This window comes from Bacillus sp. 491mf (assembly GCF_900112415.1).
GTDB lineage: Bacteria > Bacillota > Bacilli > Bacillales > Bacillaceae_G > Bacillus_A.
In genome coordinates this window covers 1-15,169 of record NZ_FOLV01000060.1, presented here as the reverse complement: position 1 = coordinate 15,169, position 15,169 = coordinate 1, and the positions used below count along the sequence as shown (strand labels likewise).

Below are 15,169 nucleotides of genomic sequence, written 5' to 3'. Positions count from 1 at the left end.
ACCGAACACGGAAGTTAAGCTCTCTAGCGCCGATGGTAGTTGGGACTTTGTCCCTGTGAGAGTAGGACGTTGCCAGGCAAACGAAAGACGAGTCAGTGGACTCGTCTTTTTTTATTTCCTAAGAAATCACAGGATGTTAACTCATTAGATATAAATAAATATAGTACGGCACTTTTTCGGCTGTAATAGCTAGAAATTGAAAGATAAACGGATAATCTTCAGAAGCATAACTCCCAAGTAAATCGTACCACCAGTCCGTTTCATAGCGGGAAATCATACTTAGGTTATATAGCAAAAGATAGTGTATAAGTAATTCAGGGAGAGCAGGAACCGTTTCACTATTAGCAGGTAAATAATAAGTATTTGTATAGTGATTATATGTAAGGGGAGAGCTGTATAATGGGTTCCATTCTTTTATAGAAGCTGAGAAATACAAATGTGAATCACTTTCTTTAAAGTTTGTATATTGAACGTTAAGGTGCTTCCCGATTCCTTCCATATATCGTATAAACCGTTCTTCTGTCATATGAAAAGTATCTAAAATATGAGTTGGAAAAGTAACGATATTTTCCGTCACTTCTTTTAACTGAAATAGGTTATTCTTTCTTTTGCTCTGTCGGAATAAATCCGCTAATTCAGCGATCCGCTGCATCAACCCTTCCATTGTATATTTTTCTCCTTCTAAATGTTTCATGTGAAACATTTGTTCCGCAACGTGAGTGAATAGTCCGTGTTTTTGAATTTTCACTTCGTCATCTAGAAATTGATAACTCTGTTTTTTTCTCTTCCTTGTTGTAACCCCATGTGCTAATACAGAAGTGGATTCTGGATAATTGGGATCCACTGTAAGCAAACAAGCTTTTAGAAGTTGACTCATTCCATAAAACAGTAATACCGGCTTAATAGAAATTGGAGCTGTATTACATAATTGGTAATAGTTTTTCCCGTGTTCTAAGTGATAAATAAAGGAATAACAATTTTCAAAGCTTTTTTTCTCAGTATTTGTATTACCTAATTTTTTGTAGCAATGGGTAAGATAATGTTGCGTGTGAGTAGACGAAAGAAAGAAGCTTAATTTCTGCCAAATGATTGTGGAATGCTGCATATATACTCTCCTTTAATTTTTTAGAAAATTCTAACATATAAAGTCTTTCTTGACAGTATTTTAACCAATTGTTAAGCTACTAATAATAATTTCAGGTATCATGGGGGGAATCATTTATGTGGGAATCTAAATTTGTTAAAGAAGGTTTAACGTTTGATGATGTATTACTTGTGCCAGCTAAGTCAGAAGTATTACCACGAGAAGTAAGTGTAAAAACGGTTTTATCTGAAACATTACAATTAAATATCCCTTTAATTAGTGCGGGTATGGATACGGTAACAGAAGCTGATATGGCAATCGCAATGGCTCGTCAAGGTGGACTTGGTATTGTCCATAAAAATATGTCTATTGAACAACAAGCTGAACAAGTAGACAAAGTAAAACGTTCTGAAAGCGGCGTTATTACAGATCCTTTCTTTTTAACTCCGGAACATCAAGTGTATGATGCAGAACATTTAATGGGGAAATACCGTATTTCAGGTGTTCCAATTGTAAATAATACTGAAGAGCAAAAGCTTGTCGGTATTATTACAAATCGTGATATGCGTTTTATCCAAGATTATTCTATTCTGATTTCTGATGTAATGACGAAAGAACAATTAATTACAGCTCCAGTTGGTACAACATTAGAAGATGCTGAAAAAATTCTACAACAACATAAAATTGAAAAACTCCCTCTTGTTGATGACAACGGTGTATTACAAGGTCTTATTACAATTAAAGACATTGAAAAAGTAATCGAGTTTCCAAACTCTGCAAAAGATAAACAAGGTCGTTTATTAGTTGGTGCAGCTGTTGGCGTAACAGCTGATGCAATGCAGCGTATCGATGCGTTAGTAAAAGCAAACGTAGATGTAATTGTTCTAGATACTGCACATGGACATTCAAAAGGTGTATTAGACAAAGTAAGAGAAGTTCGTGAAAAGTATCCAAACCTAAATATTATTGCTGGTAACGTTGCGACAGCGGAAGCAACTCGCGAATTAATTGAAGCAGGTGCAAATATTGTTAAAGTAGGTATTGGACCGGGTTCTATTTGTACAACACGCGTTGTAGCTGGTGTTGGTGTCCCTCAATTAACAGCAGTGTATGATTGTGCAACGGAAGCTCGTAAACACGGTATTCCAGTCATTGCTGATGGAGGCATTAAATATTCTGGTGATATTGTAAAAGCATTAGCAGCTGGTGCACACGTTGTTATGCTTGGTAGCATTTTTGCTGGTGTAGCAGAAAGTCCAGGGGAAACAGAAATTTATCAAGGACGTCAATTTAAAGTGTACCGCGGCATGGGTTCTGTTGGAGCAATGGAAAAAGGAAGTAAAGATCGTTACTTCCAAGAAGGAAACAAAAAACTTGTTCCAGAAGGAATTGAAGGCCGTGTTCCATATAAAGGTCCTTTAGCAGATACAGTACACCAATTAGTTGGTGGATTACGTGCAGGTATGGGATATTGCGGTGCAGCTGATTTAACATTCTTGCGTGAAAATGCACAGTTTATTCGCATGTCGGGTGCTGGATTACGTGAAAGCCATCCGCATGATATCCAAATTACAAAAGAAGCGCCAAACTATTCATTATAATGTCTCATATAAAAATAGGCAGAGATTTAGTATCTCTGTCTATTTTTTTTTGATTGTGTTAGAATAACGTTTATGTGAGTACAAATATATTGGGGGTAACAACAGTGACAGGTATGTTCCGTAAGCAAATGATTGTGATTGTAACGGCACTTACACTATTCTGCAGTATGTTTTTTACGTACAGCAGCGCGTTTGCAGAAACAAATTCTGCGTTGAATGTTGAAGCAGGTGCGGCAATTTTAGTGGAAGCGAACTCTGGAAAGATTTTATATCAAAAAAATCCAGATGAACAACTAGCAATTGCTAGTATGACAAAAATGATGAGTGAATACTTAGTTCATGAAGCGGTAGCAAAAGGTAAAGTTAAGTGGGATCAAAAAGTTAAGATTTCTGAGTATGCTCATATAATTTCACAAGATCGTTCTTTATCAAATGTTCCTTTAGAAAACGGTGGTACATATACCGTAAAAGAATTATATGAGGCAATGGCAATTTATTCTGCTAATGGTGCAACAATTGCTTTGGCTGAATTAATCGGTGGCTCAGAAGGCAATTTTGCTAAAATGATGAATGATAAGGCAAAGGAACTAGGATTACAAAATTATAAATTTGTGAATTCTACAGGATTAATTAATAAGGACTTAAAAGGAAAACAACCTGAAGGTACAGGTCCAGATGAAGAAAATAAAATGTCTGCTAAAGACTGTGCTTTATTAGCACAACATTTACTTCAAGATTATCCGAAGGTTCTTGATACAGCAAAAATCCCAAAAAAGACATTCCAAAAAGGTGGAAAATATCCAATTGATATGGCGAACTGGAATTGGATGTTAAAAGGGTTAGTTAAGGGCTATGAAGGCGTAGATGGCTTAAAGACAGGTCATACGGATGAAGCTGGTTATTGCTTTACAGGTACAGCAGAGCGTAATGGTATGCGTTTAATTTCTGTTGTTATTAAAACAAGTTCTGAGACAGCACGTTTTGATGAAACGAAGAAACTATTTGATTATGGTTTTACAAATTTCCAAATGAAAACAATATATCCAAAAGGTTCTCAAGTAAAAGGTCATGAAACGGTTCATGTAAATAAAGCAAAAGATACAGAGGTATCAGTGCAGACGAAGGAAGAAATTGTACTTCCAATGCCAAAGGGTAGTCAGACTATTTATAAAGCAGATTTTAAAGCAGTAAGTAAAGAAAAAGAAGCACCAATTAAAAAAGGTACAACACTTGGTTATATGAATGTATCAGCAAAAGATGCTAATGATGTAGGATTTTTAACTGGTAAATCCATGCAAGTAGATCTTGTAACAAAACAAGAAGTAGAAAAGGCGAATTGGTTTGTTCTTTCTATGCGAAGCATTGGTTCTTTTTTTAGCGGTATATGGAATGGTACAGTTGATACTATAAAAGGTTGGTTCTAAAAGCTCCCGATAAGGGGGTTTTTTTCTATTTTTCGCACCGACTTAATCCTAGGCATTCGCGGACGGTTGTTCCCACTCAAGATTTAGAGAGAAGCCCAAAAGATCGGTGGAGAGTAATTGCTGGTATGCGCTAGGTTAAGCGGGCTTTCCGTCATTTGGGAGGGGGAAATCCTTACCGATGGAAGTTTCACTTTATTGAAAAAAATAGTAGACAAATCTCCAATAGATAATGGTAGAATGTAAGAGTATTCTTAATTTTCGCCTTGAGCGAGGAAAAAGCAATTCACCTAGGGGGGTTTTTTGTACATGTTAAATGTAACAGGAACAGAGCGCGTAAAACGTGGAATGGCAGAAATGCAAAAAGGCGGCGTCATTATGGACGTAGTCAACGCTGAGCAAGCAAAAATTGCAGAAGCAGCAGGTGCAGTTGCTGTTATGGCATTAGAACGTGTTCCAGCTGATATTCGTGCAGCAGGCGGCGTTTCGCGTATGGCAGATCCAACAATTGTAGAAGAAGTAATGGGTGCTGTATCAATTCCAGTTATGGCAAAATGCCGTATTGGTCATCTTGTGGAAGCGCGTGTACTTGAATCGTTAGGGGTAGACTATATCGACGAGAGTGAAGTATTAACTCCAGCTGATGAAGTATACCATTTAAATAAACGTGATTACACTGTCCCATTTGTATGTGGATGCCGTGATATTGGTGAAGCAGCACGTCGTATTGCTGAAGGTGCATCAATGCTTCGTACGAAAGGTGAACCTGGAACAGGGAATATCGTAGAGGCTGTACGCCATATGCGTCAAGTAAACGCAGAAATTCGTCAAGTTGCGAATCTACGTGAAGATGAATTAATGACATATGCAAAGAATACTGGTGCTCCTTATGAAGTATTACTTGAAATTAAGCGCCTTGGTCGTTTACCAGTTGTAAACTTTGCAGCAGGCGGTGTTGCAACACCAGCAGATGCTGCATTAATGATGCAACTAGGTGCAGATGGCGTATTCGTAGGTTCTGGTATTTTCAAATCAGAAAACCCAGAGAAATTTGCACGTGCGATTGTTGAAGCAACAACGCATTATGAAGATTATGAATTAATTGCTCGCCTTTCTAAAGGACTAGGTAATGCAATGAAAGGTGTTGAAATTTCAACATTATTACCAGAACAACGCATGCAAGAGCGCGGTTGGTAATTAAAGGAGTTTTTGAAATGGTTACAATCGGTGTATTAGGACTTCAAGGAGCGGTTCGTGAACATGTACGTGCAATAGAAGCAACTGGTGCACAAGCAGTGATTGTGAAGCGTACAGAGCAATTAGAGGAAGTAGATGGCCTTATTTTACCGGGCGGTGAAAGTACAACAATGCGCCGTCTTATTGATAAATATAGTTTCATGGAACCTCTTCGTGAATTTGCTAAAGCAGGAAAACCGATGTTTGGTACATGTGCAGGTATGATCTTACTTGCAAAGAACCTTGTTGGATATGAGGAACCACATATTGGTGTAATGGATATTACAGTTGAACGTAATGCGTTTGGCCGCCAAAAAGATAGCTTTGAGGCTGCTCTTTCGATGGAAGGAGTAGGCGAAGACTTTGTTGGCGTATTTATTCGTGCGCCTTATGTTGTGGATGTAGAAGATCATATCGAAGTATTATGCACATATGAAGATCGTATGGTCGCGGTTCGTCAAAATCACTTATTAGCAGCGTCTTTCCATCCAGAATTAACAGATGATCATCGTGTCACAGCTTACTTTGTAGAGATGGTAAAGGAAGCGAAAATGAAAAAAGCTGTATAATTGACTTGAAACTTGTGTAAGATTATAGTAAATTGATGGTAACTATTTTATATGATAAATGTGTTGATAGGAAGTAGTAGCAAGAGACGTTTCTTATAGAGAGTCGGTGGTTGGTGAAAACCGATAGAAGCGACTTGTGAATCCATCCTGGAGTGAAGTGTGGAACAGTCTGTTGACTAGTAAGCATTTCCGGTAAAGAGCCGTTATCTCTACTTGAGAGGAAAGCAATTATGCTTTCAATTAGGGTGGCAACGCGGGTTAACTCCCGTCCCTTTGTTATAGGGACGGGAGTTTTTTATTTTTGTAAAAATAAAGGAGGAAATAGCATGCTTGATATTAAAATTTTGCGTACAAACTTTGAAGAAGTAAAAGCGAAACTACAACATAGGGGCGAAGACTTAACAGACTTTGGGCGTTTCGAAGAATTAGATATAAAAAGAAGAGAGTTACTTGTACAAACGGAAGAGCTAAAAAGCAAACGTAATGAAGTATCTCAACAAATTTCTGTATTAAAACGCGAAAAGAAAGATGCAGAGGCGCTTATCTTAGAAATGCGTGAAGTAAGCGATAAAGTTAAAGACCTTGATAATGAGCTTCGTACAGTTGAAGAAGATCTTGAGAAATTAATGTTATCTATTCCAAATATTCCACATGAATCTACACCAATTGGCGAAACGGAAGATGATAATGTGCAAGTTCGTGCGTGGGGAGATGTTCCAGAATTTACGTTCGAACCAAAGCCGCATTGGGATCTTGCAACAGATTTAGGAATGCTCGACTTTGAACGTGCTGGGAAAGTAACAGGTAGCCGCTTTGTATTCTATAAAGGAGCAGGTGCAAAGTTAGAACGTGCTTTATTTAACTTCATGCTTGATCTTCATACAGAGGAACATGGCTATGAAGAAATTTTACCTCCGTATATCGTAAATCGTACAAGTATGATTGGAACAGGGCAACTTCCAAAGTTTGAAGAAGATGCGTTTCGTATTGAGAGTGAAGATTATTTCTTAATTCCTACAGCTGAAGTACCTGTAACAAACTTGCATCGTGATGAAATTTTAAATGGTGAGCAATTGCCAATTCGTTATGCAGCGTTTAGTGCATGTTTCCGTTCTGAAGCAGGATCTGCTGGTCGTGATACACGTGGTTTAATTCGTCAGCATCAATTTAATAAAGTAGAGCTTGTGAAATTTGTAAAACCTGAAGATTCTTATGAGGAATTAGAAAAATTAACAAATGACGCAGAGCGCGTATTACAGTTATTAGGTCTTCCATACCGTGTGATGAGCATGTGTACAGGGGATTTAGGATTTACAGCAGCGAAGAAATATGATATTGAAGTATGGATTCCTAGCTACGGCACATATCGTGAAATTTCTTCTTGCAGTAACTTTGAAGCATTCCAAGCACGCCGTGCAAATATCCGTTTCCGTCGTGACACAAAAGCGAAGCCAGAGCCTGTTCATACATTAAACGGATCTGGGCTTGCAATTGGCCGTACGGTAGCTGCTCTTTTAGAGAATTACCAACAAGAAGATGGTTCTATTATTATTCCAGAGGTTCTTCGTCCTTATATGGGAGGAAAAACAGTAATTAAATAAATTCATTTTTATAAATATACACCTAGTGTTATTTTAGGATAACAATATCTTTAACTATTTAGTAGAGTAGAATATGTTTTATGAAAAAGGAAAGAGACAAAATCTCTTTCCTTTTTATATTATCTATTATAGTAGGGTTGACGAACTGTTTTTCTTTTGATATTATATTCCATGTCATAATCAACACGGAGGAATACCCAAGTCCGGCTGAAGGGATCGGTCTTGAAAACCGACAGGCGGTGTAAGCCGCGCGGGGGTTCGAATCCCTCTTCCTCCGCCATATATAATTGACAACAGCGCATATAAGTGGAGATTGGAGAACTCGTTACCAACACGTAACGAGTTTTTATTTTAACCAATCAGGAAGTAGCGTATAGGAGAATGAATCTCTTATAGGAACACTCATATTCCGAGGATTATCTTCATAGATATGAAAGGAGCTACCATGGCCATGGATATTATTATACAAACGTTTCCGCTTGACGGAAAAACACTATATTATGTACAATGCCCCGTTTGCAAGAAAAATAAAATTTTAAACAGTGCTGCAAACGTATCTCGTATTGTAAGTGATGAAACTTTTCGTAAACTTTGTGGTTGCATCTGTGATGTGAAAGAAGAAGTGAAGAAAGTAGAAACGCCAAAACAAGTTGAGAAAAAAGCAGATTCAAAACGTAAAGTAATTACAGCCGTTATTAACGGGAAAGAAATGACGGTAAAAGAAATTGCTGAAACATATAGTATTAGTGTGAGCACTGTACGTCAGCGTATTAATGCAGGAAAACCAGAGAGCGAAATTATTGCTCCAACAAAAAAGAAAAACTAAGTTCATAGGAAAAACCCGTGCGATTGCACGGGTTTTTTATTTTACAAGTTTACGCGTTTGTTGTAAGAAATGACCAATTTTCTTAATGATAGGTTCAATTGAGTTTTCGTTTTGTAAAATATCATATTCATTAATATTAAGACGCAATACAGGACAAGCGTTAAAGTTATTAACCCAATTTTCGTAGCGTTCATGCATTTCTTTCCAATATTCAATTGGTGTTTGTTGTTCCATTGGTCTTCCGCGTTCTTTGATACGATCAATGATATCTTCAAATGATCCTTCTAAGTAAATCAGTAAATTAGGATGTGGGAAGTAGGGTGTCATAACCATTGCATCAAATAAGCTTTTATATGTTTCGTAATCTGTAGCGGTCATTGTTCCTTTTTCATAATGCATCTTGGCGAAAATTCCCGTGTCTTCATAAATAGAACGGTCTTGAATAAATCCTCCGCCATATTCGAAAATCTTTTTTTGTTCCTTAAAGCGTTCTGCTAAGAAGTAAACCTGTAAGTGGAAGCTCCAACGTGTGAAGTCTCCGTAAAATTTATCTAAATATGGATTAGAGTCTACTTTTTCAAATGATGTACGGTAACCAAGTGCATTTGCTAGGGCATTTGTCATTGTAGATTTTCCAACACCGACTGTTCCGGCAATTGTAATAACAGCATCATTTGGAATATCATATTTTTGTCTCAAATTCATTACTGGTTAATCTCCTTTGTCAGTGTATTTTGTAATGCTGATAAGATTACATTTAAGTCCGATTCATTTTTTACAAAATCCATGTTATCTCCATTAAATTTTAATACAGGGATGTCTGGATGATCTTTTTTGAACGTTTCCATTGCTAATTCGTAATCTTTAATGAGTTGCAATAAATAATTAGGATCTATATTTTTTTCGAATTCACGTCCACGCAGTGCGATTCGTTTTTGCAGTGTTTCTAAACTTGCTGTTATATACACGATGACATTGGGAACTGGCATATCTTGTGTTAAGATACGATAAATTTGCATGTATTTCTCATATTGGGCACCATGTAATGTTTGAGATGCAAAAATTAAGTTTTTGAATATATGGTAATCTGCTACAACAGGTAGATGCTCTTTTAAATATTTTGTATCAATGTCTTCTAATTGCTTATATCGGTTGCATAAGAAAAACATTTCTAATTGAAAAGCCCATTCTTCGATATCCTCATAAAATTTTCCTAAAAAAGGATTTTCATCAACGATTTCTTTTAATAAATGGAGTTGCATGTGAGCCGATATCGCTTTCGCGAGTGAAGTTTTTCCGACGCCAATGGGTCCTTCAACTGTAATAAATGGTACTCCAGTCACGCTGTTGCCTCCTCTCAAAGTATAATTTGAAACGAATAAAAAGCACAAAACAGAACTATTGTAGCATAAGAGGAGTGAGAAAGGGTTAGTTTGTCATAAAAAGTTAAAAATTGAGATGAGCTCGCAATGCGCCCTCATCTCAAGGTTGAGAGAGGCTTTACGTTATTACAGTTGTAAATGAAATGATGAAGAAGTGTTTGCCTTTAAAGTGGTTTGCATAATACGCAAGGCATGTTTGTTATCTTGATCGCAATTGGAGGCAATACAATCTTCAGGTACATATAATTGATAATTTCTCATATGAGCATCATTTGCGGTGAAAAGGATGCATATATTTCCAGCCACTCCTGTTAGGATAAGATTTTCTATTTTTAAATGACCTAATAATGAATTTAGGGGTGTTTCATAAAAAGCGGAATAATGTGGTTTAATAAAAATATAATCATCATTTGCAGGTGCAATCTTTTTTATAATGTCTTGACTGTATTCATTTGTGCAATGGGTGATGAGTTCAGTAATATCAGCTCTCCATAAATGGTAATGATCATTTACGTAAATAATGGGACAGCCGGAATTTTTCATTTTTTGTTTAAGTTGTAAAATCGATTCTGTAATCTTTTTGCATTTTCGTGCTAAGATAGGTCCGTGTGAAAAGTGGAAGTCATTAATCATGTCGATAATAAGAAGTGCGGTATTTTTCATATGTAATCTCCCTTCCTTTCTCTTTAGAATGGATTGAATATAGAAAAGTTATTTGCGATGAAAGGATTTTGTTATGGAACAAGATATTTATTTTATGAAACTTGCGATAGAAGAGGCAAAAAAGGCTGAAGAAATACAAGAAGTACCAATTGGTGCGGTTGTTGTTGTGGATGGTGAAGTAATAAGTCGTGCGCATAACTTACGTGAAACAGAACAACGATCAGTCGCTCATGCTGAATTATTAGCAATTGATGATGCTTGCAAAAAATTAGGGACTTGGCGTTTAGAAAATGCAACGTTATATGTCACATTAGAGCCGTGCCCAATGTGTGCTGGTGCCATTGTATTATCACGTGTAAAACGTGTTGTATATGGTGCGGTAGACCCAAAAGGTGGATGTGCTGGTACATTAATGAATTTATTGACAGAGGAACGGTTTAATCATCAATCTGAAGTTGTGGCCGGTGTATTAGAAGAAGAGTGCGGAAGTTTATTAACAAATTTTTTTCGAGAACTACGTAAAAAGAGGAAGAAAGAGAAGGAAGAGTTGGATAAAAATACTCTTTGCTGACACGTTGCAATTTTTTTTGAAACAAGTTATACTGAGATTGCCTTTAAATAAGGCAACTAAATATGGTTTTAACTTTGCCGTGCTAAGCGGGGAGGTAGCGGTGCCCTGTACTCGCAATCCGCTCTAGCGAGGCCGAATCCCTTCTCGAGGTTATGTTACTGTAGGGTCTGCCTTAAGTAAGTGGTGTTGACGTTTGGGTCCTGCGCAACGGGACCCCGTGAACCTTGTCAGGTCCGGAAGGAAGCAGCAATAAGCGGGTCTTCTCGTGTGCCGCAGGAGTGCCTGAACCGAGCTAACTGCTTAAGTAACGCTTATGGTACGTAATCGACAGAAGGTGCACGGCAGTTATATATGCATATAAACTCATCCTATATGAATAGGATGAGTTTTTTGTATGGAAAATAACTTTTGGAATCTAGAATCAGAATAGGTTATAATGAAGTGAAACAATAATCAATGGGGGATTTTTATCCCCCATTGATTATTGCTTGGACAAATCAGGCTTTTACGGGCAGTATATCCCACCCAACTTTTTGTTTGAGTTGGTGAGATTGCTGTTTACGAATAGCAGGATAAACAAGAGAATAACCTTTAGGGGAGGCCGTATTTTCGTGTCATACCAGGCGTTATACCGAACATGGAGACCGCAGAAATTTGGAGATGTGGTTGGTCAAAAGCACGTAACGAAAACGTTGCAAAATGCCCTTCTTCAAGAGAAAGCGTCACATGCTTATGTATTCTCTGGCCCAAGAGGAACAGGGAAAACAACAATTGCGAAAGTATTTGCAAAAGCAATCAACTGTGAGCAAGCTCCTACAGCTGAACCTTGTAATCAATGTCCTGCTTGCTTAGGAATTACACAAGGTGCTATTTCAGATGTATTAGAAATTGACGCGGCTTCGAATAACGGTGTAGATGAAATTCGAGATATAAGAGATAAAGTAAAATATGCTCCAAGCGAAGTTCGCTATAAAGTATATATTATTGATGAAGTTCACATGCTTTCGATGGGTGCGTTTAATGCGCTATTAAAAACATTAGAAGAACCTCCGCAACATGTTATCTTCATTTTGGCAACGACAGAACCGCATAAAATTCCACCGACAATTCTTTCGCGTTGTCAGCGTTTTGAGTTCCGAAAAATATCAGTACAAGATATTGTAGAACGATTAACAACTGTCGTGAACAACGAAGGAACAAAGGTGGATGAGGAAGCGCTTCAAATTGTAGCACGCGCCGCAGAAGGCGGTATGCGTGATGCATTAAGTTTAATTGATCAAGCGATTTCTTATAGTGATGAAGTGGTAACGGTAGAGGATGTATTAGCGGTCACAGGTTCCGTTTCACAGCGCTATTTATCGAACCTTGTAGAGAGTATATATGAAAATGATGTATCAAAAGCGTTACGTATTGTTGATGATATTATGAATCAAGGGAAAGACCCGCTTCGATTCATGGAAGACTTCATTTACTATTACCGAGATATGCTTTTGTATCAAACCTCACCGCAGCTAGAGGATATGTTGGAAAGAGTGATTGTTGATGATTCGTTTCAGAAGTTAAGTCAGGATATGCAGCCTGAAATGATTTATGAAATTATTCATACGCTCAGTAAAAGTCAACAAGAAATGAAATGGACAAATCATCCTCGTATTTTTCTAGAAGTGGTTATGGTGCAATTGTGTCAGCAGTTTGCGATGAAAGTAAACGGGGCGGATCGCTTGCAAGTTGTTTTACAAAGAATGCAGCAGTTAGAACAAGAATTAGAGAAGATGAAACAGCATGGTGTACCAGTTTCAATGCAACAAGAGGTAAGGGAAACAAAGGCTACACCGAAGCCAAGCCGTTCTGGTAGTATGAAAATACCAGTTGGTCGTGTTCATGAAGTGTTAAAGCAAGCAACTCGTAAAGATTTAGAGCAGTTGAAAAGCGCATGGGGTGAACTGTTAGAGCGATTGAAAAATTATAATAAGGTTGCTTATGCTGTTTTGTTAGAAAACAGTGAGCCAGTAGCGGCATCTACTACTTCATATGTTCTTGCTTTTAAGTATGAAATTCATTGTAAAATGGCGAGTGAAAATCGAGAAGCAACAGATACGGTAGAGCAAATTCTCTTTGAACTGTTTGGGAAGAATTTGCAAATGATTGCAATTCCTAAAAGTGAATGGGGAAAAATTCGGGAGGGGTTCTTGCAAAATGAAGGTGGTTCTTCAGAAGAAGCAGAAAAACCGAAAGACCCCCTTGTAGAAGAGGCCGTAAAAATAGTTGGAGAGCAATTAATTGAAATAAAAGAATAAAGTATGCCTTAAATGGAGTTTTCTTTCTAAAATGTAAACATCCATTAAGTGAAAACTAGGAGGAGCTATTATGATGCGTGGAATGGGAAATATGAATAACATGATGAAACAAATGCAAAAAATGCAAAAACAAATGGCGAAAGCACAAGAGGAACTTGGTGAAAAAACAGTTGAAGGAACAGCTGGCGGTGGTATGGTAACAGTTATTGCAAACGGCCATAAACAAGTTCTAGAAGTGAAAATTAAAGAAGAAGTTGTAGATCCAGAAGATATTGAAATGTTACAAGATCTTGTATTAGCTGCGACAAATGATGCATTAAAGAAAGCGGAAGAACTATCGAATGCTACAATGGGACAATTTACAAAAGGAATGAATTTACCAGGCGGTATGTTCTAGGAGGTTGGTCATAGATGCACTATCCAGAACCAATCTCGAAGTTAATTGATAGTTTTATGAAATTGCCAGGTATTGGGCCGAAAACAGCGGCTCGTTTAGCTTTTTTCGTATTGGATATGAAAGAAGATGACGTATTAGATTTTGCGAAGTCACTTGTAAATGCAAAGCGAAACTTAACATATTGTTCAGTTTGTGGTCATATAACAGATCGAGATCCTTGTTATATTTGTGATGATTCTCATCGTGATCAATCGGTTGTTTGTGTTGTGCAAGAGCCAAAAGATGTGATTGCAATGGAGAAGATGAAAGAATATCAGGGAGTATATCATGTATTGAATGGTGCCATTTCTCCGATGGAGGGAGTGGGTCCAGAAGATATTAATATTCCTCAGCTGTTAAAACGACTACACGATGAAACGGTACAAGAAGTTATTTTGGCAACAAACCCCAACATTGAAGGGGAAGCAACAGCAATGTATATTTCTCGTCTGTTAAAGCCAACGGGAATTAAAGTGACTCGTATTGCACACGGGCTGCCAGTTGGTGGTGACTTAGAATATGCGGATGAAGTAACGCTATCGAAGGCGTTAGAAGGCCGCAGAGAATTATAAGTAGGAGAAATAATGATGTTTTTTCAAAAAAAAGGGAAGTTGCGCAAGGAATATGATGAAAAGTTAATTGCGCTGTTAGAGCAAGTGAAGATAGAATGGATGCGTCAGAAGAGAATTGTAGAACAAAGTATTGAACCTTCAGAAGATGTATTGTGTCATTTGAAACTGGCGGAAGCAAAGTACTTCTATTTATTGAAGGAAGCGAAAAGACGTCCTGTGAAAATGGAGCAATTATAAAGGGAAACTTTCATCGGTGGGTGTCTTACTGTCAGTTAATACGAAATAAAAGGAAAGTCGAACGGGAAATAGTTTTTCAGTTCGACTTTTTATTTTTAAGGAGAATTTTAACGGTCTTTTTTTTTTCTTTTCCCCATACAAATATAGTGTACAAGTTGTAAGGGAGAGGACCGCATGGAACGTAATTTGATTATTGGTGGTATATTAACGTTAATATTTCTTTTGTTAATTGTCGGTGCTCCTACAAAGCCGTTTCGTTTTGTAGGAAGATTAGTTGTCAAAATTGTAGTAGGAGCTTTGTTATTGTTTGCTGTAAATATAGTAGGGACACAATTTAATTTTCATCTTCCTATTAATGCTGGCACTACATTTGTTTCGGGTTTTTTAGGTTTGCCGGGTATCGGTGCGCTTATAGTTATTAAATTATACATTTTACCAAGCTAGAAAAATTTTTGTTTTCGAGCTTGGTAATTTTTTTTGAAAATGTGTTGACGTTCAAACTGTTAATGTGGTAAATTAATAAGCGTCGTCAACAACGAAAGAAAAAACAAGTTGACGGTGATAGTTAAATGTGATATCTTATAGAAGTCGCTGAAACGCGATATTGAACTTTGAAAACTAAACGAAACAAACAACGTGAAACGTCAATTTTTATTTATGATGCTAGACAAAC

General features: G+C 37.3%; 16 protein-coding genes, 1 tRNA gene, 1 other RNA gene and 1 other annotated feature. Of the genes, 14 read left to right on the top strand and 4 right to left on the bottom strand.

Annotation, left to right across the window (positions count from 1 at the left end; all coding sequences use genetic code 11):
* Positions 1–136: 136 nt before the first annotated feature.
* On the bottom strand, positions 137–1,105 hold the full coding sequence (locus tag BM211_RS24400; protein WP_091000040.1) for a YaaC family protein: 969 nt from the start codon (positions 1,103–1,105) through the stop codon (positions 137–139).
* A gap of 116 nt (positions 1,106–1,221) precedes the next feature.
* On the opposite strand from BM211_RS24400, the gene guaB reads away from it, so the two are divergent.
* The 7 genes from guaB (at position 1,222) to BM211_RS24365 (ending at position 8,338) form a co-directional block, all read left to right on the top strand.
* The gene (gene guaB / locus BM211_RS24395; protein ID WP_035434592.1) at positions 1,222–2,685 is read left to right on the top strand and encodes an IMP dehydrogenase; all 1,464 of its coding nucleotides are present in this window, start codon (positions 1,222–1,224) and stop codon (positions 2,683–2,685) included.
* A gap of 104 nt (positions 2,686–2,789) precedes the next feature.
* A complete protein-coding gene (locus tag BM211_RS24390) occupies positions 2,790–4,109 on the top strand; it encodes a D-alanyl-D-alanine carboxypeptidase family protein (RefSeq protein ID WP_091000038.1) in 1,320 nt (439 codons plus the stop codon).
* Positions 4,110–4,415: 306 nt separating this feature from the next.
* Entirely contained in the window at positions 4,416–5,303 is an 888-nt protein-coding gene (gene pdxS / locus BM211_RS24385) for a pyridoxal 5'-phosphate synthase lyase subunit PdxS (protein WP_035434589.1), read from the top strand.
* A 17-nt stretch (positions 5,304–5,320) separates the two neighbouring features.
* Positions 5,321–5,911: a pyridoxal 5'-phosphate synthase glutaminase subunit PdxT gene (gene pdxT / locus BM211_RS24380; protein ID WP_091000036.1), complete on the top strand. Its 591-nt coding sequence runs from the start codon at positions 5,321–5,323 to the stop codon at positions 5,909–5,911.
* Between the two features lie 54 nt (positions 5,912–5,965).
* Positions 5,966–6,187 (top strand) — a binding site (T-box leader).
* A 50-nt stretch (positions 6,188–6,237) separates the two neighbouring features.
* Entirely contained in the window at positions 6,238–7,512 is a 1,275-nt protein-coding gene (gene serS / locus BM211_RS24375; RefSeq protein WP_035434587.1) for a serine--tRNA ligase, read from the top strand.
* Positions 7,513–7,699: 187 nt separating this feature from the next.
* A tRNA-Ser gene (locus tag BM211_RS24370) sits at positions 7,700–7,792 on the top strand.
* 171 nt (positions 7,793–7,963) lie between these two features.
* A complete protein-coding gene (locus BM211_RS24365; RefSeq protein WP_035434586.1) occupies positions 7,964–8,338 on the top strand; it encodes a sigma factor-like helix-turn-helix DNA-binding protein in 375 nt (124 codons plus the stop codon).
* A 36-nt stretch (positions 8,339–8,374) separates the two neighbouring features.
* Here BM211_RS24365 and BM211_RS24360 read toward each other — a convergent pair whose 3' ends face one another.
* The 3 genes from BM211_RS24360 to BM211_RS24350 all read right to left on the bottom strand — a co-directional run bounded on the left by BM211_RS24360 (position 8,375) and on the right by BM211_RS24350 (position 10,383).
* Entirely contained in the window at positions 8,375–9,043 is a 669-nt protein-coding gene (locus BM211_RS24360) for a deoxynucleoside kinase (RefSeq protein ID WP_035434584.1), read from the bottom strand.
* Entirely contained in the window at positions 9,043–9,681 is a 639-nt protein-coding gene (locus tag BM211_RS24355) for a deoxynucleoside kinase (protein WP_035434583.1), read from the bottom strand. Before BM211_RS24355 ends, BM211_RS24360 begins: the two co-directional genes overlap by 1 nt.
* A 165-nt stretch (positions 9,682–9,846) precedes the next feature.
* Positions 9,847–10,383: a cysteine hydrolase family protein gene (locus tag BM211_RS24350; RefSeq protein WP_091000034.1), complete on the bottom strand. Its 537-nt coding sequence runs from the start codon at positions 10,381–10,383 to the stop codon at positions 9,847–9,849.
* Between the two features lie 73 nt (positions 10,384–10,456).
* On the opposite strand from BM211_RS24350, the gene tadA reads away from it, so the two are divergent.
* From tadA to BM211_RS24315, 7 genes are all read left to right on the top strand, one after another.
* Positions 10,457–10,954 (top strand): tRNA adenosine(34) deaminase TadA, encoded by a 498-nt coding sequence (gene tadA, locus BM211_RS24345; protein WP_091000032.1) that lies wholly within the window; start codon positions 10,457–10,459, stop codon positions 10,952–10,954.
* Positions 10,955–11,031: 77 nt separating this feature from the next.
* Positions 11,032–11,296: signal recognition particle sRNA large type (ffs, locus tag BM211_RS24340), an RNA gene on the top strand.
* A 269-nt stretch (positions 11,297–11,565) separates the two neighbouring features.
* Entirely contained in the window at positions 11,566–13,251 is a 1,686-nt protein-coding gene (dnaX, locus tag BM211_RS24335; RefSeq protein WP_035434577.1) for a DNA polymerase III subunit gamma/tau, read from the top strand.
* Between the two features lie 70 nt (positions 13,252–13,321).
* Entirely contained in the window at positions 13,322–13,648 is a 327-nt protein-coding gene (locus tag BM211_RS24330; RefSeq protein WP_035434574.1) for a YbaB/EbfC family nucleoid-associated protein, read from the top strand.
* Positions 13,649–13,662: 14 nt separating this feature from the next.
* Positions 13,663–14,259: a recombination protein RecR gene (recR, locus tag BM211_RS24325; protein ID WP_035434571.1), complete on the top strand. Its 597-nt coding sequence runs from the start codon at positions 13,663–13,665 to the stop codon at positions 14,257–14,259.
* Between the two features lie 15 nt (positions 14,260–14,274).
* On the top strand, positions 14,275–14,496 hold the full coding sequence (locus BM211_RS24320; protein WP_035434569.1) for a YaaL family protein: 222 nt from the start codon (positions 14,275–14,277) through the stop codon (positions 14,494–14,496).
* A gap of 174 nt (positions 14,497–14,670) precedes the next feature.
* On the top strand, positions 14,671–14,940 hold the full coding sequence (locus BM211_RS24315) for a pro-sigmaK processing inhibitor BofA family protein (RefSeq protein WP_035434567.1): 270 nt from the start codon (positions 14,671–14,673) through the stop codon (positions 14,938–14,940).
* Positions 14,941–15,169 lie beyond the last annotated feature (229 nt).